The 24,872-nt window shown below is 67.9% G+C and carries 21 protein-coding genes and 2 pseudogenes; 8 read left to right on the top strand and 15 right to left on the bottom strand.

The annotated features are described in order from the left end of the window. Positions 1-244 precede the first annotated feature (244 nt). Positions 245-1,174, bottom strand: coding sequence for a LysR family transcriptional regulator (locus TSO221_RS25765; protein ID WP_158284212.1), 930 nt, complete (start codon positions 1,172-1,174; stop codon positions 245-247). A 144-nt stretch (positions 1,175-1,318) separates the two neighbouring features. Between TSO221_RS25765 and TSO221_RS25760 the strand changes: the two genes are divergently transcribed. The 4 genes from TSO221_RS25760 to TSO221_RS25745 are packed head-to-tail and all read left to right on the top strand — an operon-like array spanning position 1,319 to position 3,811. Further along, positions 1,319-1,645, top strand: coding sequence for a DUF2282 domain-containing protein (locus tag TSO221_RS25760; RefSeq protein ID WP_109121365.1), 327 nt, complete (start codon positions 1,319-1,321; stop codon positions 1,643-1,645). A gap of 35 nt (positions 1,646-1,680) precedes the next feature. Next, the gene (locus tag TSO221_RS25755) at positions 1,681-2,559 is read left to right on the top strand and encodes a DUF692 domain-containing protein (RefSeq protein WP_109121364.1); all 879 of its coding nucleotides are present in this window, start codon (positions 1,681-1,683) and stop codon (positions 2,557-2,559) included. Next, entirely contained in the window at positions 2,549-3,295 is a 747-nt protein-coding gene (locus tag TSO221_RS25750) for a DNA-binding domain-containing protein (RefSeq protein ID WP_109121363.1), read from the top strand. The genes TSO221_RS25755 and TSO221_RS25750 overlap by 11 nt, the downstream gene beginning before the upstream one ends. 51 nt (positions 3,296-3,346) lie before the next feature. Beyond that, entirely contained in the window at positions 3,347-3,811 is a 465-nt protein-coding gene (locus tag TSO221_RS25745) for a DoxX family protein (RefSeq protein WP_109121396.1), read from the top strand. Between the two features lie 445 nt (positions 3,812-4,256). Here TSO221_RS25745 and TSO221_RS25740 read toward each other — a convergent pair whose 3' ends face one another. The 3 genes and pseudogenes from TSO221_RS25740 to TSO221_RS25730 all read right to left on the bottom strand — a co-directional run. Continuing rightward, positions 4,257-5,042, bottom strand: coding sequence for an enoyl-CoA hydratase (locus TSO221_RS25740; protein WP_109121362.1), 786 nt, complete (start codon positions 5,040-5,042; stop codon positions 4,257-4,259). A 132-nt stretch (positions 5,043-5,174) separates the two neighbouring features. Then, on the bottom strand, positions 5,175-5,663 hold the full coding sequence (locus tag TSO221_RS25735; protein ID WP_158284211.1) for a carboxymuconolactone decarboxylase family protein: 489 nt from the start codon (positions 5,661-5,663) through the stop codon (positions 5,175-5,177). A 362-nt stretch (positions 5,664-6,025) separates the two neighbouring features. Further along, positions 6,026-6,484, bottom strand: a pseudogene (locus tag TSO221_RS25730) (DUF2182 domain-containing protein); the annotation flags it as partial. Positions 6,485-6,612: 128 nt separating this feature from the next. On the opposite strand from TSO221_RS25730, the gene TSO221_RS25725 reads away from it, so the two are divergent. Then, positions 6,613-7,672, top strand: a protein-coding gene (locus TSO221_RS25725) for an IS630 family transposase (RefSeq protein WP_109121359.1) whose coding sequence is annotated in 2 segments (ribosomal slippage) — positions 6,613-7,106 and positions 7,105-7,672 — 1,062 coding nt in all. Because the reading frame shifts where the segments join, the coding sequence is not laid out codon by codon here. 16 nt (positions 7,673-7,688) lie between these two features. Here TSO221_RS25725 and TSO221_RS25720 read toward each other — a convergent pair. The 7 genes and pseudogenes from TSO221_RS25720 to TSO221_RS25695 all read right to left on the bottom strand — a co-directional run bounded on the left by TSO221_RS25720 (position 7,689) and on the right by TSO221_RS25695 (position 17,195). Next, a complete protein-coding gene (locus TSO221_RS25720; RefSeq protein WP_158284210.1) occupies positions 7,689-8,579 on the bottom strand; it encodes a glycosyltransferase in 891 nt (296 codons plus the stop codon). Between the two features lie 216 nt (positions 8,580-8,795). Continuing rightward, positions 8,796-11,468 carry a glycosyltransferase gene (locus tag TSO221_RS25715; protein ID WP_158284209.1) on the bottom strand — a complete coding sequence of 891 codons (2,673 nt, stop codon included), beginning with the start codon at positions 11,466-11,468 and terminating at the stop codon, positions 8,796-8,798. Between the two features lie 354 nt (positions 11,469-11,822). Continuing rightward, positions 11,823-12,449, bottom strand: a complete 627-nt coding sequence (locus TSO221_RS35140) for a class I SAM-dependent methyltransferase (protein ID WP_146208907.1) — start codon at positions 12,447-12,449, stop codon at positions 11,823-11,825. Between the two features lie 594 nt (positions 12,450-13,043). Beyond that, positions 13,044-13,529: pseudogene (locus TSO221_RS36585) on the bottom strand (ISL3 family transposase); the annotation flags it as partial. 269 nt (positions 13,530-13,798) lie between these two features. Continuing rightward, positions 13,799-14,974, bottom strand: a complete 1,176-nt coding sequence (metC, locus tag TSO221_RS25705) for a cystathionine beta-lyase (RefSeq protein ID WP_109121356.1) — start codon at positions 14,972-14,974, stop codon at positions 13,799-13,801. A gap of 7 nt (positions 14,975-14,981) precedes the next feature. After that, the gene (locus tag TSO221_RS25700; RefSeq protein ID WP_109121355.1) at positions 14,982-16,556 is read right to left on the bottom strand and encodes a rhodanese-like domain-containing protein; all 1,575 of its coding nucleotides are present in this window, start codon (positions 16,554-16,556) and stop codon (positions 14,982-14,984) included. Positions 16,557-16,574: 18 nt separating this feature from the next. Next, on the bottom strand, positions 16,575-17,195 hold the full coding sequence (locus TSO221_RS25695; protein WP_199229630.1) for a cysteine dioxygenase family protein: 621 nt from the start codon (positions 17,193-17,195) through the stop codon (positions 16,575-16,577). 173 nt (positions 17,196-17,368) lie between these two features. Between TSO221_RS25695 and TSO221_RS25690 the strand changes: the two genes are divergently transcribed. Genes TSO221_RS25690 through TSO221_RS25680 form a run of 3 tightly spaced genes read left to right on the top strand, consistent with a single transcriptional unit; the run spans position 17,369 to position 20,584 of the window. Then, a complete protein-coding gene (locus tag TSO221_RS25690; protein ID WP_109121354.1) occupies positions 17,369-18,400 on the top strand; it encodes an amino acid ABC transporter substrate-binding protein in 1,032 nt (343 codons plus the stop codon). 13 nt (positions 18,401-18,413) lie between these two features. Continuing rightward, positions 18,414-19,523 carry an ABC transporter permease subunit gene (locus TSO221_RS25685; RefSeq protein ID WP_109121353.1) on the top strand — a complete coding sequence of 370 codons (1,110 nt, stop codon included), beginning with the start codon at positions 18,414-18,416 and terminating at the stop codon, positions 19,521-19,523. After that, positions 19,520-20,584: an amino acid ABC transporter permease gene (locus TSO221_RS25680; protein WP_199229629.1), complete on the top strand. Its 1,065-nt coding sequence runs from the start codon at positions 19,520-19,522 to the stop codon at positions 20,582-20,584. Before TSO221_RS25685 ends, TSO221_RS25680 begins: the two co-directional genes overlap by 4 nt. Here TSO221_RS25680 and TSO221_RS25675 read toward each other — a convergent pair. The 4 genes from TSO221_RS25675 to TSO221_RS25660 all read right to left on the bottom strand — a co-directional run bounded on the left by TSO221_RS25675 (position 20,581) and on the right by TSO221_RS25660 (position 24,861). Beyond that, entirely contained in the window at positions 20,581-21,252 is a 672-nt protein-coding gene (locus tag TSO221_RS25675) for a DUF1847 domain-containing protein (RefSeq protein ID WP_109121352.1), read from the bottom strand. The two genes, TSO221_RS25680 and TSO221_RS25675, sit on opposite strands and share 4 nt — an antisense overlap. A 144-nt stretch (positions 21,253-21,396) precedes the next feature. Continuing rightward, positions 21,397-22,248 carry a ModD protein gene (modD, locus tag TSO221_RS25670; protein WP_109121351.1) on the bottom strand — a complete coding sequence of 284 codons (852 nt, stop codon included), beginning with the start codon at positions 22,246-22,248 and terminating at the stop codon, positions 21,397-21,399. 109 nt (positions 22,249-22,357) lie between these two features. Continuing rightward, positions 22,358-23,581, bottom strand: coding sequence for a 2-hydroxyacyl-CoA dehydratase family protein (locus tag TSO221_RS25665; protein WP_109121350.1), 1,224 nt, complete (start codon positions 23,579-23,581; stop codon positions 22,358-22,360). Positions 23,582-23,622: 41 nt separating this feature from the next. Then, positions 23,623-24,861 (bottom strand): 2-hydroxyacyl-CoA dehydratase family protein, encoded by a 1,239-nt coding sequence (locus tag TSO221_RS25660; protein WP_109121349.1) that lies wholly within the window; start codon positions 24,859-24,861, stop codon positions 23,623-23,625. Positions 24,862-24,872 lie beyond the last annotated feature (11 nt).

Here is a 24,872-nt window from a genome sequence, read left to right as displayed (position 1 = left end):
GCTCATCCCTCCCCCGCAGGGCTCTACGGTATGCAAACAAGCCACCGTGCAAAAGCACCTGTTATTGCAATAACTTAGCCGTCATCCCCGCGAAGGCGGGGATCCATAACTTCCAAAGCATGCGGTTGCGGAACGTATGGATCCCCGCCTTCGCGGGGATGACGGGCAATTCTTTGAATTGGTTGGCATTTTTGCGTCACAACATGTGTTTCATACCGTAGCGGCCGGGCGGGGGGAGGGGGCATTATTCCACCACCGCGATATCCTCCCACACCATCGCCGTGCTGCGCGCCGGTTCCGCCGCGTCCCAGCGGTAGGTCTGCGCCATGCGGATGGCCACCTGCTCCACCGGCGTGAAGCGCCGGCCGGACACGGTCACCAGGTGGATCGTCCGCGTCACCTCCGGCTCGATGATGGCGCGCGTCACCAGGCCGGGCAGGGTCGCCAGGTTCTCCGGCATCACCGCGCATCCCATCCCGGCGGCGATCATCGCCTGCACCCAGTCCTCGCGCTCGCTGTGATAGCGGACGTTCACCGTATGCTGCTTCGGCACGTTCAGCGCCTCGAAGTGATAGCGGAATTCGCAGTGCACGCGCTGCAGATAGTCCTCGCCGTCCAGTTCGGACAACGGCACGGCGTTCATGTCCTCGAAGCGGTGGCCGCGCGGGCAGGCGATCAGGTAGCGCTCGGTGAACAGCGGCTTGGCGGTGCACCGCTCCGGGAAGCTCGGCAGCGCCACCAGCGCCACGTCCAACTCGCCGGCCAGCAACGCCTCCACCAGCGGCTTGGCCGGCATGTCGCGGATCGTCAGGTCGAGCATCGGGACGCGGGCGCGCAGCTGCTCGAAGAAGCCGACGAGGCGGGTGGGCGTGATCGTGCACATGACGCCCAGTTTGAGCGGCGCGCGCTCCATGCTGCGGTACTGCTTGGCCTCCGCCAGCACGGCCGAGTTGGTCACGTAGATGGACTCCAGGTGCGGCAGCACCAGCCGGCCCAGCTCGGTCAGGTGAGTGTTGTGGTGTTCCCGGCTGAACAGCAGGCCGCCCATCTCCTCCTCCAGCTTCTGGATGGCGCGGGTGAGCGAAGGCTGGGTGACGTTGCACTGCTCCGCCGCGCGCGTGAAGTTCAGCGTCTCGGCGACGGCCAGGAAGTAGCGGATCTGGTGCATCTCCATCGTGGCCTCCGGTGCAGATCGAACCATAGACGGCGGCTATCCAGTCAATACGACCAAAGCATTTCAGCGGCGGCGCGTCCACGAATACTTTGGCCATGTCAACCACCTCCCGAAGCGGGAGGATCGAACCAACGGAGATGGAAGATGACCGAAAAGACCAACGCTACCACCATTGCCGCCGCCCTGGCCGGCGCCCTGTCGCTGGCCGCCCTGGTGCCCTTGCACAGCGCGGCGGCCGCGGAGGCCGGCGGGCTGGAGAAGTGCTACGGCGTCTCCAAGGCCGGGCAGAACAGCTGCGCCAACGCCGCCGGCACCCACTCCTGCGCCGGCCAGTCCACCAAGGACTATGACGGCGGCGAGTGGCGCGCGGTGAAAGCCGGCGTGTGCGCGGAAATCGGCGGCAAGACCGAGGCGTTCGCGGGCATCGGCATGCCCAAGGACATGACAAAGGCCGCCGCCAAGAAGAGCTGACGCACCCCATCCGCCGGCCGCCGGAGACGTCCGCCATGCTCACCCCGATCCCCGCGAACCATGCCGCCGCCAGCGCGTCCTCCCCCGTGCCCTGCCGGGCGGGCATCGGACTGCGGCATCGCCACGTCGCGGAATTTCTCACCTCCCGCCCGCACGTGGCGTGGATCGAGGTGCACAGCGAGACCTATCTGGCGGCCGGCGGCCCCCGGCTGCGCGCCCTGGAGGCGATCCGCCGGGACTATCCGCTGAGCTGCCACGGGGTTGGCCTCTCCCTCGGTTCGGCCGAAGGGGTCGCCCCCGATCACCTCGCCCGGCTGGGCGTCCTCTATGACCGCCTGGAGCCGGAACTGGTCTCCGACCATCTGGCCTGGAGCGTAACGGACGGTACCTACCTCAACGACCTGCTGCCGCTGCCCTACACCGAGGAGTCCCTCGAGATCGTCCGCTGCAACGTCGAGCGGACGCAGGAGGCGCTGGGCCGCCGCATTCTGGTGGAGAACCCCTCGCGCTACCTGGGCTTCGCGCAGTCCGTCATCCCCGAATGGGAATTCCTGGCCGAACTCGCCGCGCGCACCGGTTGCGGCCTGCTGCTGGACGTCAACAACGTGTACGTCAGCGCGCGGAACCTGGGGTTCGATGCCGCCTCATTCCTCGCTGAGATCCCCGCCGGGGCGGTGGATGAGATCCATATCGCCGGCCACGCCGTGCACGAGACGGGAAGCGGCACGCTGCTGATCGACGACCACGGCGACGTGGTGGCGGACGCGGTGTGGGCGCTGCTGGCCTCCACGCTCCGGCGCATCGGCCCCCGCCCGGTGCTGGTGGAATGGGACACGCGCGTGCCGGCTCTGCCCGTTCTGTTGGCCGAGGCCGCGCGCGCCGACCGCCTGCTGGAGCTGCGCCATGCTGCATGACCTGCAAGCGGCCATGCGCCGCCAGTTGCTGGCGGACGCGCCGGAAGCGCCCGCCGGCATCCTGGGCGACGGGATCCCGGCCTCCATGCGCTTCGCCGTCCATGCCAACAACGTCGTCGGCTCGCTGGTCGAGGCGCTGGAGGCGGCGTTCCCGGTTACGGCCCGCCTGCTCGGCCGGACAGCCTTCCGGCGCGCCGCGGCCTCCTACGTCCGCCGGCACCCGCCGCTCGTCCCACAGTTGCTCGCCTTCGGCGACGGCTTCCCGGATCATCTGGACGCGATGCCCGAGGCGGCCGACCTGGCCCGGCTGGAGTGGGCATGGAACGGCGCCTTCTTCGCCGCCGACGCGCCGATGCTCGACCCGGAGGATCTGCGCGTGGTGCCGCAGCACCGCTATCCGGAGCTGCGCTTCGCGCTGCATCCCTCGGCGCATCTGCTCACCATGGCGTGCCCCGTCCTCGACCTCTGGGACGCGCTGCGCCGCGACGAGCCACCGCCGCGCCCGACGTCCGACGGCGGGCAGGTGCTGATCGTCCGTCCCCTGACCGAGGTGCACGCCGTGGCCATCGGGCGTGGCGAGTTCACGCTGCTGCTCGCGCTGTCGGCGGGCGTGAACCTCGGACACGCCGCCGCGGCGGCGACGGGAACCGATCCCGGTCTCGACCTGCAGGCCACCCTGCTCGCCCACCTGCAACTGGGCACCTTCACGACCTTTTCCCTGCTCCCGGAGGAATGAAAAATGACCCTTCTTGCCGTTGCGCCCCCTGTGTCCCCGCGCCGTGCGCAGATGGCCTCGATTGTCGGGCAGGTGGACGGCGTCATCGGGCGGCTGAACGCCTGGGGCGCTCCACTGCTCCAACTCGCGATCCGGCTGTGGATCGCCAAGGTGTTCTTCACCTCAGGCCTGACCAAGATCCAGGACTGGGATACCACCGTGCTGCTGTTCGCCGAGGAGTACAAGGTACCCCTGCTGTCCCCCGACGTAGCGGCGGCGCTCGGCACCACGTTCGAGCTGGGCATGCCGGTGCTGCTGGCGGTTGGTCTGTTCAGCCGGCTGGCAGCGTTGCCGTTGCTCGGCATGGCGCTGGTGATCCAGTTCGTGCTGGGCGCCGCCAACCCGGCTTATGATTCCGTCGAGCACGTCTACTGGATGTTCCTGCTGCTGACCATCGTGGTGCACGGGCCGGGGCGCTTGTCGCTGGATGGCGTGCTGCGCGGGCTTTGCCGCAATGGAAAACGAAATGCCACGTAACTGGTTCAAATCCTCAGCTTCTTGGCGACGCGTGCCCATCGTGGCCGGCTGAAGATCGGTTACAACGTACGGCAAGGACTGCTTGTGGCGCTCAGTCTAGAGTCCGCTCCTGACCGATAGTGTTGAAAAATCCCGGGGCTGGCGGAGTAAGAATTTTTCCATCTTACCACGGCCATGTCGCGCAGTAATATCGCTCCAAAACCCGTGCAAGTGACACATTGTTCCTCGAAAACGGCTACAAAACACCCGTCAGGGAGTTTTTCAACACTATCGGCGCAAAGCGGACGATCTCACCACCTGGGAAGGGGTAAAGGCAGAAGAACGTGGCTCATTTTGCTGAGCCGGACAACTGATCACTTCCGTATCGTGCCCGTGAGGTCTCTGGGACGCCCCGGCGCATCGGCGAGCCAACGGAGCCCGCCGGCACAGCAGGGTCGGCACTTCTTCAATGCCCCTCCCACACAGGCTGGCGCTTGCCGAGAAATGCGTCAAAGCCTTCGGCCGCATCCTGGGCGAGCATGTTGGTGACCATCGCCTCGCCGGCGCACGCGTAGGCGTCGTCCAGCCCCATGTCGAGCTGGCGATGGAACGTCGCCTTGCCGAGTTTCAGCACGAAGGGCGGCTTCGACGCGATTCGCGCCGCCATCGCCGCCACCTCCGCGTCCAGCCGCTCCGGTGCCACCGCGCGGTTGATCAGGCCATGCCGTTCGGCAGCGGGCGCGTCGATGACATCGCCGGACAGCAGCATCTCCATCGCCGCTTTGCGTCCGACGGCGCGCGCCAGGGCTACCCCAGGCGTCGAGCAGAACAGGCCAAGGTTGATCCCCGGCGTGGCAAAGCGGGCGGTGGTCGAGGCATAGGCGAGGTCGCAGCTTGCCACCAGTTGGCAGCCCGCTGCGGCGGCAGCCCCCTGGACTTTGGCGATCACCGGCTGCGGCAGCCGCACGATGGCGGTCATCACCCGCGTGCACAGGGCGAACAGCGCCGCCACGGCCTCGCGCCCGTCCAGCGCGCGCATCTCGCGCACGTCGTGGCCGGCGCAGAAGGCCCGCCCGGTGGCGGCCAGCACCACCACCCGGACGTCGCGGTCCGTGGCGAGGGTGGCGAATGCGCGCTCCAGCTCAGTCAGCAGGGCGACGGACAGGGTGTTGTGGGCCTCGGGCCGGTTGAGCGTCAGCGTGGCGACGCCGGCCTCGACATGGGTGAGCAGGATCGGTTCGGCTTCGGACATGTCGGATTCTCCGTGTCAGGTGCCGACCGGACAGGACGTGCAGCACGGACGGCGCCCGCACCCGGCTCATGCCGGGTGCGGGCGCTGCGGCAGCGACGGAATGGGAACCCGTCCAGTCGATGGGGAAGGGGATCAGCAGCAGCCCGCCGGGGCCGCCACCAGGGCGCAGCCGGCCGTCGGAGCGGGCGCGGCCCTGTCGCCGAGGTGCTTCTCGACGTGATGGACGGCCTTGGAGCGGATCATCGCCGCGAGTGCCGCGACCTCGTCGATATGCTCCTGCGGCACGCCCAGGGCACGCGCGGCGGCGAGGTGCTTGTCGAGGTTGGCCGTGCAGTTGACGGCCAGCGACGCGCCGATGGCGATCAACTCGGCGAGCATATCCGTCGTGCCGCATCCGCAACCGTCCGGCGCCGGCTCCAGGCCGAGCGCGTGGCGGCCCATCCCCTCGGTGGCGCTGGTCCGCACGCACACGGCACCGGCCACGGCCTTCTCGATGTCCGCACCGGTGGCGCCGGCACGCTTCACCTCGGCGAGGTGGTAGGTGGTGCAGGGGCGGCATCCCGCCGCCACCGAGATCGCCACCGCCACCAGTTCCTTCTCCAGCATCGTCAGGGACATCATCGCCTCCATCCAAGGGGAAGGCGCGGCCGATCCGCGCCTCATGCCCGTTGGACGGGGGCGGATACCGGAACGTTACACGTCATTTCCCCCTCGGCGCGAGCAGGCGGGCGACCGTCATCGCCCCCGCCAGCGCCCGGTCGCTGACGGCGCCCTCCAGCCGTGCGATGTCGCGGGAGCGCCGCCAGGGTCTCCGCCATGGCCTGGGCGCTGTCGGTGACAGGGAGGGCGGAGAGGCTGATACGCGCCGGGCCAAGGTTCCATCAGGTCGGCAACAGGCATCTCTCGCAGGTTGCAGCCCAGTCCAGCGACAAGGATCGGCGGGCCGGTAAGCGCTTCTTCAGAACCCTGATCTTCGCCTGCATTCATCCTCCGCTCAGAAGGGACATCGATCCGGCAACGATCATCAGGGTGCCGGCCGCGCGGGTCACCCGGCGCACCTCCGGCACATACATCTCCGACAGAGTGTAGAGGGTGACGCCCGCCATCCAGGCGGTGCTCATGGCGCCGGCCGCCACCATCAGCGCCATCGCCGGCCAGCAGCAGCCCACACAGTACAGCCCGTGCTGCGCACCCATCACCAGGGCACCGTGTGTACCGTCGCGCCAGCGCGACAGGAAGAACGTGGCGGGGGACTCGCAGTACGTCAGGCACGCGTCCTTCAGCGGACTGAGCTGGTACGCGCCGACCAGAACGAGGGCTACCCCCCGCACCGCCGGGTCGCCGACGATCAGCGACGGCGACAGGACGCCCACGGCGGAAAGCCCCCATTGCAGCGCCGTTGCGCCTCCGGCGGCCAGCAGCCACACGGCGCCGTACGCGCAGAGGAAGGCCGTAGCCTGTCAATCGGCTTCGGACTCATACCAAGTCCTGCGGAGTACGACTCATGCGGCGATTCCCGCAGGCTGGGGCGGCGTGATTCACCGGAGGGACCACGACGACGAGGTCCGCCATGGCCGCTCCGGTCCCAGTGCGCAGCGATTATGATGCCGCCGCCCTGCGCCGGCTTGCTCGATCCGCCCACGATCCCGGTCAGGTCCGCCGACTGCTGGCGTTGGCGGCGATCTACGATGGCGAACCGCGCTCGACGGCGGCGGCAATCGGCGGGGTCGGCTTGCAAACGGTGCGCGACTGGGTGCTGCGCTTCAATGCCGCGGGACCGGCGGGCTTGCTGGCCGGCAAGGCTCCGGGGCCGCAGCCGCGCTTGGCCGAGCACCACCGGGCCGCGTTGCGCCAAGTCGTCGAGGACGGGCCGCTCCCGGCGGTGCATGGGGTGGTGCGCTGGCGGATCATCGACCTGCTGCACTGGCTCTGGGAGGAGTTCCGCGTCTCCCTTTCCAAGCAGACGCTGAGCCGGGAGCTGCGCGCCCTGGGCTTCCGCAAGCTGTCGGCGCGCCCCCGCCACCACGCCAAAGATCCCGAGGCCGCCGAGGCGTTCAAAAAAGTTTCCCACGCTGCAGGCAGAGATCGCGGCGCACGAGGCTGCTGGCAAGCCGATAGAGATCTGGTGGCAGGACGAGGCCCGGATCGGTCAGAAGAACAAGATCACCCGCCGCTGGGCGCGCCGTGGCACCCGGCCAGCCGCACCGCGCGACCAGCGCACGCACTCGGCCTATCTGTTCGGGGCGATCTGCCCGGCCCACGGCAAAGGCGCCGCCCTGGTGCTGCCGCACTGCACGAGCGAGGCGATGGCGTTGCATCTGGAGGAGATCTCCCGCGCCGTGGCGCTGGGTGCATATGCCGTCGTGCTGCTCGACCAGGCCGGCTGGCACACCTCGACCAAGCTGCCGATCCCCGGCAACATCACGCCGCTGCCGTTACCGCCGAAGTCGCCCGAGCTGAACCCAGTGGAGAATATCTGGCAGTTCCTTCGCGACAACCGGCTGTCCAACCGCGTTTTCGCCTCCTACCAGGACATCCTCGATCACTGCGGCTTCGCCTGGAACGCCCTCGTCGATCAGCCCTGGACCATCATGTCCATCGGCATGCGAGCCTGGGCCCATCGGTCATGATCCGTGAGTTTTGGTATTACACGATGTTCCTGGTAATAGCGGCGCCAATCAACTTTGCGTACGTAGCCCGACAAGGTACCTTGTCATTAAGGGCCAAGATGACTGGAACGATGTTTGGCAATGCCGCTGCTATAGCTTGATTGCTGTGCCGCAGATAAGGGCACAACAGCTCAGCCAGCGAGGCGTCCAACGCGCCATGCAGCAAACCTCGAATGTACAATCTCTTCACTTCTATGTCGTTCTGCACCATCCTTTGCGCCTGGATATTGCTTGTTTGCCTGGAGTGGACACGATAATAGAGTAGCGGTTCTTCCAAATTGGCAAACCGCTTGCCCAGAAGAGCGGCTCGGCACCACATGGCATAGTCCTCGGCCGGTGAGAACTTAGCATCATAGCTGCCTACATCGGCGAAGAAGGAGCGGCGAGCCATCGCGCTGGGGTGCACCATCGAGGTGTTGTAAAGCAACTGCGTCTTGATTTCAGCGTCATGAGCTGGATGGCGTAGTACGCGACTGGCGATCGGGATTTCGGCGTCGTCAGAGAAGTAGATGATCGCGCTGCCGCAGATATCGATGTCCCTATTCGCCTCAAGGAACTCGGCTTGGCGTTCCAGGCGGGTCGGGTGACAGATGTCGTCATGGTCGAGAATTGCAACCATCGGCGCATCAATTGCATCAAGCAGCTTATTGCGAGAATCCGAAATGCCGAGATTGACGGAGCTGTGGATGATTTTTAGGCTCATCCTCTTCGAATAGCCTTCAAGGATCTCCAGTGTATCGTCTTGCGAAGCATCGTCATGAACGACCACATCGAAGTCACGATGGCTCTGCGCAACCAAGGAGTCGAGAGTTGGTCGCAAATTTGCGCTTGCGTTGTAGACCGGGAGCGCGACGGAAATCTTAGTCATGGTAGCCGGGAGTGCTCTGCATCGCGAAGCTCCAATTCCGCCAACTCTTGCTGGAGGGCGACGACCATGCACCGACTGCACCGCCTCGCGCATACAGCGACCGATCTTTAATTGCGTCCACGGCAGAGAAGCCTAGGCGCTGGAAACGGATTGTCTCGGTGAACGTCATGCGATTGCTCACGCCATAGTCAAGCGGTTAATGATTCCCGACGCCGCTCAGAGGCGGGTGGCATTCATATCGTCAGCGCCCTCCTCCACTGCATTGGCATTCTGCAGAAAGACGCGGCGAGCAGCCGGCGTCTGCGGGCAGCGACCGGGCCATTTGCGGTAGATACTCAGGATACAGTCCAAGAGCATGTGGTCGTTCGACGCTCCGCGCCTCCCCCCCAGCTGGCGGTCAGTCTTGTGGGTATTCGGCCCGCGTATGGGGAGGTGCCTCAACTCGGCATCGGCGAGGACATTGAGGAGGAATTCCCAATCCTCGAACAGCACCAGCGAATCATCGAAGCGCCGGCCGAGCAGGAGCTTTCTCGGAAACACCAGACAATTGTTGGGAATACGGTTCTTGACTTCGATTTCGGCCAGTGAAACGTTGGCAAGATCCACGTCCTGCTCGCCCAAAACGACGATGCCGTCCGGCCGTCGTTCTTCCTCGACGAAGCGTGGATTGCAGAAGAAGACCGCCTCCGACTCGCAGTCGAGAGACGAAAGCAAGGTGTTGACGAAACCCGGTGGGAAGCTGTCGTCATCGTCCAAAAAGAGGATGTGCTCAGCCGAGGCGAGATCCAGGCCCAGGTTGCGGCTGGCCGCCGGCCCGGGAGCGCCGCATCTTTGCAGAAAAAGGTCCTGGCCGTCGAGCAGGCCGGCAACCGCACCGTAGGTCCCCGCATCCCAGTCGTCGGCAACGACGATAACCTGCACCCGCCCCTGAGACTGCATCTTGACCGAACCCACCGCGCGCACCAGAAGTTGGGGCCGGTGGTGGGTGGGAATGATAACGCTCAACCGCGGGCGAATCTCGTACGGCACAGATACCGGCACCGCCGTCTGGCCGGGCTCGGTCGCCGCAGGTCGCACGGCCACCTGTTCGAACAGGCTTTCCAGGGCTTGTACCTGCCGGGGCGTATCGAAAGGCGGGTGGGCGAGGCGGTTGCGCTGGATTCGCTGGCGCAACGCCTGCAGTCGTGGCCGGTCGGCTGCCAGGGCCAGAGCCAAAGCCTCGTAGGCGGCAAAGGAGTCGGTCACCAACTCCGGCGCGCCCACCGCCCGCAGCAGGCTGCCTGCCATGCGGGAGGCGAAGCTGCGCCCGGAGCAGGTAAGGACTGGGAGCCCCATCCAAAGTGCGTCACTGGTGGAGGTGCCACCATTGAAGGGAAAAGTGTCGAGTTGCAGGTCCGCCAGGGTGAAGCGCGCCAAGTATTCGGGCGTAGGTGCGGGCCGCGCGAAGAGAATGCGCTGAGGCAGCACGCCGACGCTTTGAGCATAGCGCAGCAAATTGGCTTGCGCCGTCGGATTGGTAGCTAGCAACCAGAGGATGCTGTCGGGCACTTGGCGCAGTATGCTCATCCAGACGGCGAAGAGTTCGGGCGTGAGCTTGTTGGTATTGTTGAAGGCGCAGAATACGAGAGCGTCGTCAGGCAACCCATAGTCGCTGCGTTTCAGCGCCGCCCCAGCTTGGCGCTGCCGGTCGTTCACCTGAAAGCACTCTGGCAAGTAGAGTGGCTTTTCGGTGAAGAAGCGGGCTTCCTCCTCGGGAAGTACATAGCGGTCGGCCAGGACGTAATCCAGGCTGGGCAAAGCGGTGGTGCCGGGCAGGCCGAGATAGGAAATCTGGACAGGAGCCGGTTTGAACTCCAGGATATTCGATCGGCTGTTGGTGGTCAGCCCTTGTAGATCGACAAGGATATCGATTTCCGCCGCCCGGATGACGCGCGCGGCCGCCTCGTCGGAAAGCTCGTGGATATCGACAAAATGATCCATAGCCCGACGGACTCGCGCGTACATCGGGCCGCCGTCATCGGTGCTCCAGTTGAAGCCGTAAATTTCGAAGCGCCTGCGGTCGTGCAGTTCGTACAATTCCGCGGTAAGGATGGAGACTGCGTGCAGATTGAAGTTTGAGGAAAGATAGCCGATGCGCAGGCGCTCGTGCCGGTAGCCAGAGTCCGGCGCCAAACGATCCTGACCGCAGCGCACGAAGGATGCCACGGATCTTCTGCTGGCCTCCAGCTGCAGCTGTGGATCATCGCTGATGCTTAACATGGATATGGCCGAGGTGGCCTTGCGCATCATGTCCAGGGAGATGCCCTCGACGTCCTCGTATATCGGCCAAGCACAGATGCGCTGTCGCAGGCGGACCCAGTGGTAGAGCACCTCAGGCTGTTGTGTGCGAAGCTTGAGGCTGAGGGTCAAGCGGGCCAGGGCTTCCTCGTAGCGGCCTAGCCGCTCGAGCAGGCGTCCTAGGTTGTTAAGGGCGATGACAACGAGCTCGGGGTCCCCTTTGCCGCTGGCGCTTACCACCTTATCCCAGGTGAGGATGGCTTCCGCAGGGCGACCGAGCTTCTCCTGGAGGACGCCGGCGCTGATATGGGCCTGCAGAAAAGCCGGGTTGCGCTTCAGGGCCGATAGATGAGCCTGCAGGGCCGCCTCGTCCCTGCCGGCTTGGCTGAGGGCACAGCCCAGATTGAAATAGGCGGCGAAGGCCAGAGGCGATTGGGCGTTATGCTTCAGCCATGCCTCATAAAGCTCGATGCTGCGTTCCAGGCGGCCGGCCGGATCGAGGCCTTCCATGACCTTGATCAGTTCTTGTAGGCTGCAGCGACGGATGGATTGCAAGACCCTGTCGGGTGCGGCCGCGAGCTTGTTGTTCTGCTTTCTGGAACCACCTTGCATGGACGGCAGGCCTTACTCGTCAGAGTTGGGTGGCATGGTGCAGGCCACTGGCAAAGCGCAAGATTTAACTGCTGAACCCGAGTCTGTCGACCGGTTCCGTGTCCGTTCAGGTTTATCTTGCCCCTTGTGGTACCGGTCCGTCACCAAGGGAACTGACGAGAGTTGACCTCGGCGCGAGCGCGTTGCCCGAGTGCTTCCGGTGCCGTAAGCGGAGACCACGCTTGCTGTGTGGCATGTCGTCAGGGCAACAGCCGAGCAATCGACCGGCCGACGTGGGCTGAACAAGTGTCGGTGGCCGGGCAGTCCGACGCACGGGTCTGCATCTTCGTCGGCTTGCAGGTCCGGTCACTGTTCCTAGTACCGACCTTCGGTATTCCGGGCATTGTAGAATTGTTCGAACACTACCTTAAGATTGACAGCGTTTCTCTGCGTCATTTCATCGGCTTCCTTTCCTATTCCAAAGAAATAGACATCTCTGATCACATGATCCCTGAAAAAACCCCACACCGAAAACCAATCATCGTGATTTACAAGTTTTGTGAAATCCGAAATATCCAAATTTCTATAATAGTTCATTCCGTCATGAGAGGTAAACGGGGAATCCGATGGAACGTCCTCTGCGGTGCCGTGACGGCGACGGCCAAGGGACGCGCACGTCATGATCATAAGCCCGTCCTTACGGAGCATGCGGATCATGTTCAGCCACGTTTCCCGCCAGTTCCTATTGTGCTCCATCGCCTCGCACGAAACAATCGTGTTGAACTGATGAGCCTTGCCGCCGAAATCCTCTCCCGGACAGGCCACATCTACGCCTGGCCCCAACTCCAGGTCGATCCCGATATAGCGGCAACGCTCAAAGTGCTCCCGCACACTTCCGTTGATATCAAGACTCCCTATTTCAAGAACTTCCGCATCCACGAAGTGCGATTCTAGAAAGTTCTTAATACTTCTAACAAAAAAAACTTGTTCTGGATGGGCCATTCGCCAATTTCCTTAACCGCATGCCGCCTCATTAAAATGCGGTGAACGGGCACCGTCAAGTTCGGGCTGGCCAGGGACGCCGGTGTGACGGTATAGGGCCAGCATGACGACGTACCCCGATCCGCTGTACGCCGGCTACCGCTTCCCTACCGAGGTGACTTATCCGGGATAGAGACACTGGATGTACTTCCGGGGCGGTCTAATCAGACGGTGACCGGCGGTAACGTCAATGCCCGGTGGTTGCGCGCCCGGATTTGAACCTGCAGCATACCACATCAACGGCTGGAGAGTGGAGGTACCGCCGCCTCCCAGTTCTCAGTTTCATTACCTATGGGACGCCACCACCGCTCCAAAGCGTTGGTACGCCTACATCCCGCACAAATCCTTGATCTTTTGCCTGCCTGGGGGCCAAAGGCGGTTCATCCGCGCATTCGGTGCTGAGGTGTCGAGGGCCGCAGTGATGGCGAGCGCTTCGGTCGTCAAGCGGTGCATAAGACGCGCTGACGGAGCAGATCGAACTTGGCACGGCCGAACATCTGCCGCTTGATGAGCTGATCCGCCCCCTGAACGCGCCCGGTGCGCCGGTGCGGACGCTTCGGCATAGGGGCCGGAGCGATCACGGCTGACCAGCGTGACGGTCGGGTGCCGCTTCAGCCAAGCCCGCAGAGGAGCGGCGGAGCGGTCCGGCAGGAGGTCGATCACCCGGCCGCGCTCCAGGTCGCACACGATGGTTCCATAGCGCCGGCTGCGGCACCATGCCCAGTCGTCGACACCGATTGCCCGCGGAGGCCGGCACGGTGGTAGCGGCAGTTTGCGGATGAGGCGCAGGACGGTATCGCCGCTCACCGGCATGGCCAGCTTCGACGCCAACCGCACACCCGGTTCACCGCCCAGCATCAAGCCGATCTGGGCTTGAGCCAACGCCAGCCGCCCCGTCCGCCGCTCCGTGCGGGCAATCTCGGGCAGGCGCTCGGCAAAGATGCGCGGTCCGCAGTGCCGGCAGCGGAAGCGGCGAACCTCAACCCGCAGAACGATCGGGCGCCCCTGCCAAGGCAGGTCGGCGAGCGTGCGCCAGTAACGATCTTTTGCGTGCCGGAACGGGCGAGCACCACCAGGGCGGAGATGTCCCGCACCCGCCCGGCCGCGTCGGTTAGCGTGCCGCGCTCCAGCAGCGCCCGGACCAGACGGCGCCCGAGGAACCCTCCGCCCCCGCTGTCCGGCCACCAGCGCGTCCGTATCGAACGGAAGTTTTATGTCTGGGGGCACATTATTATCAATTCATTTAATAGACTTTTATATTATTAAACATGCACAAAATGCAAAATATGGAATCAAGGTTTGTCCGGGAATCAGGCGCTGAGCGCCTGATCCAGGTCGGCGATGAGGTCGGCCGGGGATTCCAGGCCGATGTGCAGGCGGATGAGGATGTGCGGTTCCGGCCAGCGGGTCACCGCGCGCAGCCGGCCGAGGTCGGCCAACGTCACCAAACTCTCGAAGCCGCCCCAGGAGGCGCCGAGACCGAACAGCCGCAGGCCATCGACCACCCGCACCGCCGCGGCATCACCGGCATCGCGCAGGCGGAAGGACAGCAGGCCGTTGGTGCCATGAAAGTCGCGTTTCCACAGGGCGTGGCCGGGATGCTGCGGCAGCGCCGGGCACAGCACCTCGGCGACCCTGGGATGGCCCGACAGCCATTCGGCCACCGCCAGCGCGCCGGCCTGATGCATGGGCAGCCGGGCGGCGAGGCTGCGCGCGCCGCGCAGCACCAGATAGGCGTCGTCAGGGCCGACCGCCGAGCCGGTGGCGTCGCTGAAGGCGTGCAGCGCCGGCCAGGCGGCTTCGGTGGTGGTCACCGCCCCCATCACCACGTCGGAGTGGCCGCTGAGGTACTTGGTGGCGGCGACGATGGAGATGTCGGCGCCGAGGCCGAGCGGCCGGTAGAGCCCGCCGGCTCCCCAGGTGTTGTCGGCCGCCACCAGGATGCCGCGCGCCCGGGCGCGGGCGGCGAGGGCCGGCAGGTCGCACAGCTCGTAGGCGAAGGAGCCCGGGCATTCCAGGTAGAGCAGCCGCGTCTCCGGCCGGATCAACTCCTCAAGCCCGCTGCCGTCGCCGGCCAGGAAGTCGTACAGGATGCCGTAGCGGTCGAGGACGGCGTGGCAGAGCTGGCGCACCGGCTCGTAGACCGAATCCGCGATGATGACGTGGTCGCCGGGACGCAGGTAGGCGAGGAAGACCTGGGCAATGGCCGCCAGCCCGGTGGGGACGAGGCGCGTGCGGTAGCCGCCCTCCAGTTCGGTGACGAGGTCCTCCAGTGCGTAGGCGGTGGGGTTGCCGCGGGCGCCGTAGGTGAGCAGCCGCTCGCTGTCGCGCCGTCGCCGCAGGTCGCGCATCTGGGCGACGGAGTCGAACAGCACGGTGCTCAGCCGCACCACCGGCGGGTTGACCGGCCGCCCGCCCTCGGCCTCGGCGCCGCGCCCGGCGTGGATGAGGCGGGTCGCGGAAAACCGGCGGGTCTCTCGGGTCATGGCGGGCTCACGCTGCGGGGTGGGGAAGGGTGAAGAGCGCGCGCTCGGCGTCGTCGAGCTGGCCGACGAGGGCGGTCTCCCAGGCGAGGTAGCGGCGCGCCGCGTCCCGGTTGCCGTCGTGGCGGTCGTGCACGAAGAAGAGGTGGTCGATCCGCTCTGCGTCGGGCGGCTCGGCGGGGGAGGCGGCGAGCGGCAGGCCGGCCCGCACCCAGGCATCGACCCCGCCGGCCAGGACGTGGGCCGCTCCGCCCGTCGCCTCGCGCAGCTCCTGCGCGGCGAGGCGCGCGACCCCGTCGTCGTCGCCGACCACCAGGAACGGCCCGGCGGTCCCGGCGACGTCCTCCGCCAGACGCGGACGGATCGACCAGCGGGCGCCGGGGATGTGACGCGTCCGGAACCGGGCGCTGGCGCCGACGTCCACCACGGTGGCGCCGTCGGCGGCCAGCCGATGCGCCGCCGCGGCATCGACCGTGCCGCCCTCCGGTGGCGCCGCGACGGCCGGGGCGAGCGGAGCGCCGGACCCGAGGCCACTCTCCAGCACCGCCGCGTCGCGGCCGAGCTGGCGCAGCCAGCTGGCGACGACCGGCGCCCGCACCCCGTCGGAATCATAGAGCACCAGCCGGGCGCCCAGCACCCCGACATACTGGTCGGTCGCCTGAATGAGCTGGCCACCCGGCGCGTGCTGCGCCCCGTCGAGATGCGACGCGGCGAACTCCGCGGCGGTGCGCACGTCGAGGAGGAGGGTGGTGCGCGCCGGGTCGGCCCGCCACGCGGCCAGGGTGGCGGCGTCGATGCGCGGCACGGTGAAACGCCCGGCCAGCTGCGCGGCGGCGGCGCGCGCTTCGTCCAGCCCGGCCGGGGCGGCGTTGTCCGGGTAGCGGCGGGCGCTGCCGTGGTCGAGCGCCAGGTCGGCGAGGACCCAGCCCTGCGTGCCGTTCTCCAGCGCCAGCACCGGGTTGGGGATCCCCAGGTTGATGAGCGTCTGGGCGCCGATGATGCTGCGCGTCCGCCCGGCGCAGTTGATCACCACCATGGTCTCCGGCGACGGCACGAGGTCGCGCAGCCGGTAGCCCAGCTCCCCGTTCGGGCAGCAGACGGCGCCGGGGATGCTCATCTTGCGGAACTCCTCGACCGGGCGGCCGTCGAGCACCACGAGGTCGCGTCCCTCCGCCTGCCAGCGGGCCAGCTCCCGTGCGCCGACGCGCGGCGTGCCGCAGGCGTGCTCGACCAGCTCGCCGAAGGCCTTGGAGGGAACGTTGACGCCCTTGAACAGGGTGAAGCCCGCCGCCGCCCAGCCCGCCGTCCCGCCGTCGAGCACGGCGATGTCGGTGTAGCCCAGCCCCTCCAGCCGGCGCACCGCCGTTTGCGCCAGTGCGGTGTCGTCGGCGCACAGCACGACCGGGACGCCGCGTCGCGGGGCGAGGCGCCCGACGTCCAGCTCGAGCCGGCTGTAGGGCAGCGGCACGGCGAGGAACAGGTGCCCCTCGCCGAACTGCCCGGCCTCGCGGACGTCGAACAGGGCCAGTTCCCCCGGCTCCGAAAGGCGGGCCTTGAGCGCGGCCGGGGCGATCAGCGTGGGCATCGCGGGCGTGTCCTTCGGTCAGCGGCGGGTCTCGACACCGATCGGCTTGCGCCCACAGGTGCCGGCCGCGAGGTCGAATTGCAAGCGCTCCGTCAGCGTCTCCAGCGCGCGGCCGTAGAGGTGGAGGTGGCGGATCGGCGCCTCGCCGCGGATCTCCACCGCGTGGATATCGTCGGGCAGCAGGGCGATCCCGTTTCCCGGCCCGATGGCCCGAGTCTCCGCCAGCTCCAGCGTGGCGAAACCCTCGCGGCTGCCGTCGTCGGTGCGGCGGTAGAGATGGTTGTGCTCGACCCCCTCGACGGCGGCGATGCAGGCCCAGGTGGTGTGGTTGTGCGCCCCGGTGTGCTTCCCCGGCAGCATGACGTTCAGGTAGAGCGCGAAGCCGCGGTCGGCGTCCTCGCGGATCAGGTAGCGGGCCTGCAGGCCGCCGTCGTCCGGCACCGGGAAGTCGTCGGGCCGCCACAGCTCCGTCCTGGCGGCGAGCGCCCGCAGCGCGCCGAGGGCCTCGTCCAGCGAGTCCCGGTCGACTCGCCCGGCAAGGGCCGACCTGGCGGCGCCCAGCGCCTCATCGACGGCGCGGGCACAGGTGCGCGCGGTTGCGGATTCGGCGGTCGGGAGCGGGACGTCGCGGGTGGCCATGATCGGTCCTCGGCTGTGGGATGGGAGACGGTTCGCCTTAATTACACATACAAACACCGTCCAAGAGCATCAATAGTCTATTTTAAAAGTATGATTCTGGTTGACAGGACCCGCGCTTCGTCCGGAAGCTGAGCCCCGACCGCACCCAAGCCCGGCCACCGACGGAATCCGCCATGCCCGACCGCAAGCCCGTTTCCCTCCGTCTCCTCGCCCCGTTCGCCGCCGCGCTGGCGCTGATCGCCGGCACCGCCCAGGCCGGCCCGACCCTCGACGCGGTGAAGGCGCGGAGCACGGTGAAGTGCGGCGTGCTCAACTCGCCCGGCGGATCGGCGCCCGACGCCAACGGCGAGTGGCGCGGCTTCAACGCCGACTTCTGCCGCGCCATCGCGGCGGCGCTGTTCAACGACCCGCGCAAGGTGGAGTTCGTCGCCACCACCCGCCAGCAGCGCTTCACCGCCATCCAGTCCGGCGAGGTGGATGTGCTGATCGCCGGCGTGACGCAGACGGTCACCCGCGCCCTGCAGCTCGGCCTGCATTTCGGGCCGATCGTCCTGCACGACGGCCAGGGCTTCCTTGTGCCGAAGGCGCTGAAGGTGGCGAAGGCGACGGAGCTGGACGGCGCCACCGTCTGCACCATGCCCGGCACCACGACCGAGCTGAACGTCACCGACTTCTTCCGGCTGAACAAGATCAGCTACAAGCCGGTGGTCGCCGAGGAGTTCCGCGAGGTCCTGGCGGCGTTCACCGCCGGCCGCTGCGACGTGCTGACCCAGGACGCCTCGGCGCTGGCCATCACCCGCTCGCAACTGCCCAAGCCGGACGACTACGTCTTGCTGCCCGAGCGCATCTCGAAGGAGCCGATCGCCCCCGCGGTGCGCTTCGGCGATGATCAGTGGCAGGAGATCGTCAACTGGACGATCTGGGCGACCATCCAGGCCGAGGAGTTCGGGATCGCCAGGGACACCGTGGACGGCTTCGCCGGCAGCCCCGACCCGTCGGTCCGCCGCTTCCTCGGCATCGACCCCGGCATCGGCGAGGCGATCAGGCTCGATCCCCGCTGGGCCTACAACATCGTCAAGGCGGTTGGCAATTACGGCGAGATCTTCGAGCGCAACTACGGCAAGGACTCGCCGCTCAAGTTCGCCCGCGGCCCGAACGAGTTGGTGCAGCGCGGCGGCCTGATCGTCTCCCCGCCGTTCCGTTGAGCCGCAGGGCGCCATGACGACGGGGCGGACGGGCGGCGCAGCGCAGGAGCCGCTGGTCTCGGCGGTCGGCTTCCTGTGCATGGCGGCGCTCGTCTGGTGGCTCGCCCGCAACACGCTGGACAACCTCGACCGCCAGGGGATCGCGCTCGGCTTCGGCTTCCTCGGCCGGCCGGCGGGGTTCGCCCTCGACGACACGCTGTTGGCCTTCGAGCCGGCGCACAGCTACGCCCGCGCCATCCTCGCCGGCCTGCTCAACACGGTGGCGGTGGCGGTGCTGGGCTGTGTGCTGGCCGGCGTGCTCGGCTTTCTGCTGGGGGCGCTGCGGCTGTCGGACAACCCCATCGTCGAGGCGCTGGTGCGCGCCTACGTCGAGCTGATGCGCAACACGCCGCTGCTGCTGCAGTTGCTGTTCTGGAGCGCGGTCATCCACGCCCTGCCGCCGGTGCGCGCCGCCGCCGAGCCGCTGCCCGGCGTCTTCCTGTCCAACCGCGGGCTGGTCCTGCCCTACCCGGTGCCGGGCGCGGCGCCGCTGTGGGCCGGCGGCCTGCTGCTCGTCCTGCTGCTGGCCGGGCGGCGGGTGCTGCCGGCGCGGCTGGTCACCCCGGCCCGGCTGCTGGCGGCGGCCGGGTTCGCCGCGGCCCTGGCGCTCGCCCCGCCAGAGTGGCGGGTGCCGCGGCTGAAGGGCTTCAACTTCGTCGGCGGCGCCACCGTGTCGCCGGAGTTCACCGCGCTGCTGGCCGGGCTGGTGCTGCACCACGCCGCCGGCGTGTCGGAGATCGTGCGCGGCGCCGTGCTCGGCGTGCCGGCCGGCCAGTGGGAGGCGGCGCAGGCGCTGGGCCTGACGCGGGCGCGGACGCTGCATCTGGTGGTGCTGCCGCAGGCGTTGCGGGCCATGGTGCCGTTGCTCGCCTCCACCGCCCTCAACCTGACCAAGGGGTCGAGCCTCGCCGTCGCCATCGGCTTTCCCGACGTGGTGAGCGTGCTCGGCACCATCGGCAGCCAAACCGGGCAGGAGATCGAGGTGATGGCGCTGCTGGCCGGCCTGTTCCTGGCGCTCAACCTCGCCACTTCAAGCGCGCTGAACGCCTACAACGCCCGCCTGCTGCGGCGGGGCGAGCGGTGACGGCGGTCCGCCTGGCCCATCTGGGCGGCGGGCGGGCGTGGCTGCGCCGCTGCGTCGGCACGCCGCTGAACGCGGCGCTGACGGCGGCGGCGCTCGGCCTGCTGGCGCTGGCGCTGCCGCCGCTGCTGCGCTGGGCCGTGCTCGACGCGGTGTGGAGCGGTCCGCCGTCGGCCTGCCGCGGCGCCGCGGGCGCCTGCTGGGCCTTCATCGCCGCCAAGCTGCGATTCATCCTGGTCGGGCTCTATCCGCCGGCCGCGGCGTGGCGGGCCGTCGCCGCGGCCGGGCTGCTCGGCGGGCTGGTGCTGCTCAGCGCCCACCCGCGGCTGTGGCGGCCCTGGCTGCTCGGCGCCTGGGCGGCGGGGCTGGCCGCCACCCTGTGGCTGCTGGGCGGCGGGGGAGGGCTGGAGCCGGTGGCCTCGCGGCTGTGGGGCGGGCTGCCGCTGACCCTGCTGCTGACCGCCGGCGGGCTGGTGGCGGGCTTTCCGCTCGGCGTCGCGCTGGCGCTGGCGCGGCGGTCGCGGCGGCGCACGCCGCGGCTGCTGGCGACGGTGGTCATCGAGACGGTGCGCGGTCTGCCGCTGATCGTCATCCTCTACGTCGCCTCGCTGGTGTTCCCGCTGATGCTGCCGGGCGGCATCAGCGTCGACAAACTGCTGCGCGCCGGCGCCGGGATGACGCTGTTCGCCGCCGCCTACATTGCCGAGGCGGTGCGCGCCGCCCTCCAGGCGGTGCCGCGCGGGCAGGCCGAGGCGGCGCTGTCGCTGGGCCTGCGGCCGACCCTGGTGCTGCTCCTCGTCGTGCTGCCGCAGGGGCTGAAGATGGCGATCCCGTCGCTGGTCACCATCGCCATCGGCTTCTTCCAGGACACCAGCCTGGTGGCGGTGATCGGCGTCTTCGACCTGCTCAACACGACGCGGGCGGCGACGCTCGACAGCGAATGGCTGGGCTTCCACGACGAGGCGTACAGCTTCGTCGCCGCCGTCTACTTCGTGGTGTGCGCCGCCGCCTCGCACTACGGCCTGTGGCTGGAGCGCCGCCTGAACCCGGAGCGGCGGCGCTAGAGGCTGTCGATGTGGGCCTTGTCGAGCAGGCGGCTGGTGTAGGACTTGACCGTGTGGAGCGCCGCCACCGGGTTGTGGCAGAGCACGCGGTCCTTGACGATCAGCACCGTCACCGGCGCCTCGGAATGGCGGATGAACAGCGAATCGTGGCCGGCGCACAGGCCGACGATGACGTTCAGGTCGGTCTTCTCCTCGTTCATCAGCGTGGCCTGGAGGGCCGGGTTGCACATCGCCTCGAAGCCGCCGCGGCGGATCTTCAGCTCGTCCGGGATGCCGATCTCGTTCTTGTCGGTCGAGCCGATCTTGCAGGCCACCGTGAAGGGCTCCAGCCCGGCCAGCTTCAGCACCTGGGCGAAGACCTTGGTCTCGTTGATCAGGCCGACGCAGCTGGCGATGCCGATCTTCCGGGCGCCGATGCGGCGGGCGAAGGCGACGGTCTCCTCGACCCGCGTCAGCTTGCCGTAGTACAGCCCCTCGACCTCGGCGGCGGCGCGCGCGATGCGGGCGTCTAGGCCGTCCCCCCGGTAGAGGTCGACCGCGTTTTCCAGCTGCCCGGGATCGACGCTTTCGGTCAGGCAAAAGGTGGGAAACCGGGTTTCCCGGCGGTTGCAGTTGAGCTGCGCGCAGTCGGAGCAGGTGAGCTGCGGCTCGGCGGAGGTGTCCGACATTCTGGTCCTCGGGTTCGTGGAAGGCCGGGGCGCGGACAGGCGGCGCGCCCACCGGGGGTACTATATCACTACTTATTTTATAGATATTTCGCCAATATAAAACGAGCATGAAGTGGGCAAATCCGGCGGGCGGCCGGAACCGCCTCAGCCGAGGGCGGCGCCCTCCGGGCCGATCGCCACCTTGACGTCCTGTGGCGGGGCCGCGTAGGGCGCCGAGGTCACCAGCACGTGGGCGCCGGTCGCAGCGTATTCGGCGGCGTTGCCGGCGTTGACGCCGCCCGCCGCCGCGACCTTCACCGGAGCGTCGGACAGGGCGCGCACCGCCTCCGCCACCGCGGCGGGCGCGAACTTCTCCAACTGGATCACATCGGCGCCGGCCTCAGCCGCGGCGAGCGCCTCGGCTAGGGTGTTGACCTCGACCACGATGGTGCGCTCGGGGTTGGCGGCCTTGAGCCGCCCGACGCCGAGGGCCAGCGAGCCGCCGGGCAGGAAGGCGCGGTGCTCGGGAAACAGCAGCACGGTCTCGGACAGGCCGAGCCGGTGCAGCGACGCTCCGCCGGCCAACACCGCCCTTACCGCCAGCGCCTTGGTGCCGGGGAAGTTCTTGCGGGTGCAGGCGACCATCACCGCCGGGTTGACGGCGCGCGCCGCGTCGACGATCCGCCGGGCCGCGGTGGCGATGCCCGAGGCGTACTCGACCAGCGTCTGCGCCACCTTCCAGGAGACCAGCAGCGCCGCCGCCGTCCCGTGCGCCGCCAGCAGCACCTCGCCAGCCACGACGGCGGAGCCGCTGGGGCGCAGCCGGTCGATCCGCCCGCCGGCGCGCTCGACGATGCGAGCCGCCTCCTCGGTGGCGCCGGCGACGAGCGGAGCGCGGGCGGTGAACACCATGCTGCCGGCAGCGGCGCCGATGCCCAGCGTGTGCGTGGTCAGGTCGCCGTAGGGGGCGTCGTCGCCGAGCAGGCGGTCGATCTCGGCGTCGGGGATGCGGTACACGGGCGGGAGCTTTCGGTGGGGATCGGGCGGTGGGGATCGGGAAGAACGCGAAGCGGGGCGGGCGGGGAATCACCCTCCGACCCGCCCCGCCGGCCGGCGCAGCGGCCCTCTACGCCAGCATCTCGATGAAGGCCTTGACGCGCGTGATCTGCTCCTCGGTGGGGGGCTCCTTGTGCACGTCGGTCTCCAGGGTGACGATGGGGATGCCGACCTTCTTGAAGTGGTCGCGCTCCAGCTGCTGCATCAGGCTGGCGTAGGGGCAGCCGGTGACCGAGGAGGAGATGACCCCCCGCGCCCCGGTCTTGCGCACCTCCTCCTCCACCAGGTTGCGGCGGTAAGCCACCGAGGAACCGACGCCTTCGCCGAGGTCGCCGCGGCTCTGCGCGTCGAGCACGAAGTGGGCCAGGGCCTCCAGCGGCGGCACATCCTCGCGATAGGGGTGCGAGCCGAAATAGACCCAGCCGACGATGCCGGCGTTCGATTCCTCGATGGCCTCGAACAGCTTGACGTTGCCGACCGAGCCGGCCAGCACGATGGGGATGTAGGTCAGCGGCTCCGGCCCCAGCGCGTCGATCGCTTCCAGCTCCTCGATCAGCAGGTCCATCGCCTGGATGAAGCGCTGCGGCTTGCCGAACTGGTGCAGCGAACCGACGAAGATCCGCTTGGTCTGTTCGCCGGCGATGTAGAAGGGATGGCGCGAGCGCAGCTCCAGCACCCGGTGCACCTTGCGCAGCGCGGTGTTCTTCAGGTGGATCTGCTCGGCCACGCGGTCGTGGTCCACCGGCTTGCCGGTCAGCCAGACGGCGATACGCTCCAGTTCCGTGACCAGAAAGCGGATGGCGTGGTCGCGCTTGTCCTGGGCCTTGAAGGCGGAGACGGTGTCGATGGTCTGCACATCGTAGCCGTCGCGCTTGGTCAGCTCGAGGATCGAGTGGATCGGCTCGCAGCCGGAGCCGAAGTGCAGGATGCGCTTGACCGACTTGGCGCGGCCGACGTGCAGCCGGCCCAGCATCGCCTTGGCCATGGAGCAGAACTCCGACGGCACCTGGAACAGGTCCTCGGCGATGGCTTCGCTGGCGCGGCTCTCCTCGGCCCAGAGCTGCTCGAAGGACACCGGGATGGTGTCGCAGGCGTAGACCAGCGGCGAATCCCAGTTCTGCCCGCCCCAGATCACCGACTGCCCGTCGGCCGCCAGCTTCTCCAGCGCGTCGAAGGTGTAGCCGGCAGCCAGCTCGTCGAGGATGCGCAGCCCCTCCGAGGTCTCCCGCCCGAAGCCCCGCGGCCGGACGGCGGGGTCGAGGAGGTGCTTGTCCTGTGTCCGCACAATGCCCATGGCGTCGTGTTCCCTTTCCTCTGGTGTGTGGTGGCGCGCAGTCAATCGGCGGCTGCTTCGGCCTCGGCGGCGCGCGCCGCCAGCAGGCGGTCGAACCGCTTCTCGTTGAGCACCTCGATGAAGGCCTCGACGCGCGTCTTGAGCTGGCCGATGTCGCTGTGCGAGTAGTCGCTGGAGATCTCCAGCACCGGGATGCCGAGTTCCTGGAAGCGGCCGATGAAGGCGCTGCGCGTGGCGCCGTAGCAGGCGCAGAACTTGAGGTAGACGTAGACCACCCCGTCCACCGCGTACTCCTGGGCAAGTTGGCCGGAGAAGTCGAGCGGGTCCTCGATCGGCTTCATGCGGGCGCACGGCGCCTGGTCGAGGTAGCCGTCGGCCAGCGCGCGGAACGGGTCGCCGGTCTCGCACACCGTGTAGGTGAACGGGCGCAGGCCGGTGCAGTGGTCCTCGGCCACGATGTGGGCGCCGATGTCCTCCTCGATCAGCTCGACCAGGCGGCGGTCGCCGTCGGCCATCTCGCTGCCCGAGATCATCAGGCGGGGACGGCCGTCGCCCTTGCCGCGCGAGCGGCTGAGCTTGCGGTACAGCGGCTCGTAGGCGGCGAGCAGCGCGTCCGGCTTCAGGTAGTAGAAGCCGCGCACCAGCTCCAGGAAGTCGCGCCCGGAGAGCGGCGGCTTCGGCCGCTTGCGCAGGTCGGAGAACTTGCGGATGAGGCGGCGCGCCTTGTTGAACAGCACGATCTGCTCGCGCACGTCGTCCTCGGTGACCGGCCGGCCGGCGAGGTCGGCGACGTCGTCCCGGAAATGCGCGATCTCGTCGCGGAAGAAGGCGCGCGACGACTCCTCACCGCGCAGCCGCGGCAGGTTCAGCATGGTGGTCGGCACCATGCTGTCCAGCACCTCGGTCGCCCGCTTCATCGAGGCGCAGGTGTGGAAGTTGTAGAGCTTGTCCACCGCCAGGTAGAACGGGTCGCCTGCGTCCTTGTCGAAGCCGCCGATGCAGCTCTTGGAGAAGTCGCAGAAGACGCTCTGGGTGTAGCGCTCCCCGTTCGAGACGATGGCCGGCGTGCCCGCCTTGAACAGGCGGGCGTGGCGCAGCCCGGCGGCGTTCAGCAGCTCCGGCGGCGTGTAGGAGCAGAAATAGCCCGCCCGCTTCAGCCCGTCCTCCTCCTTGATGAAGGCCTCCTGCTCGGCCTCGATCAGGGCGTGGATGGGCATCAGGTCGGGACTGATCGAGGGCGGCGCCTTGCGGGGCGCGTGGTGGGCGGCGTGCGTGGCCATGGTCGGGTCCT

Origin of the sequence: Azospirillum sp. TSO22-1 (genome assembly GCF_003116015.1) — a bacterium.
In the GTDB taxonomy this organism is placed as follows: domain Bacteria; phylum Pseudomonadota; class Alphaproteobacteria; order Azospirillales; family Azospirillaceae; genus Azospirillum.
Note: the sequence above shows the minus strand (reverse complement) of the source record. Positions and strands in the feature narration are given on the sequence as shown.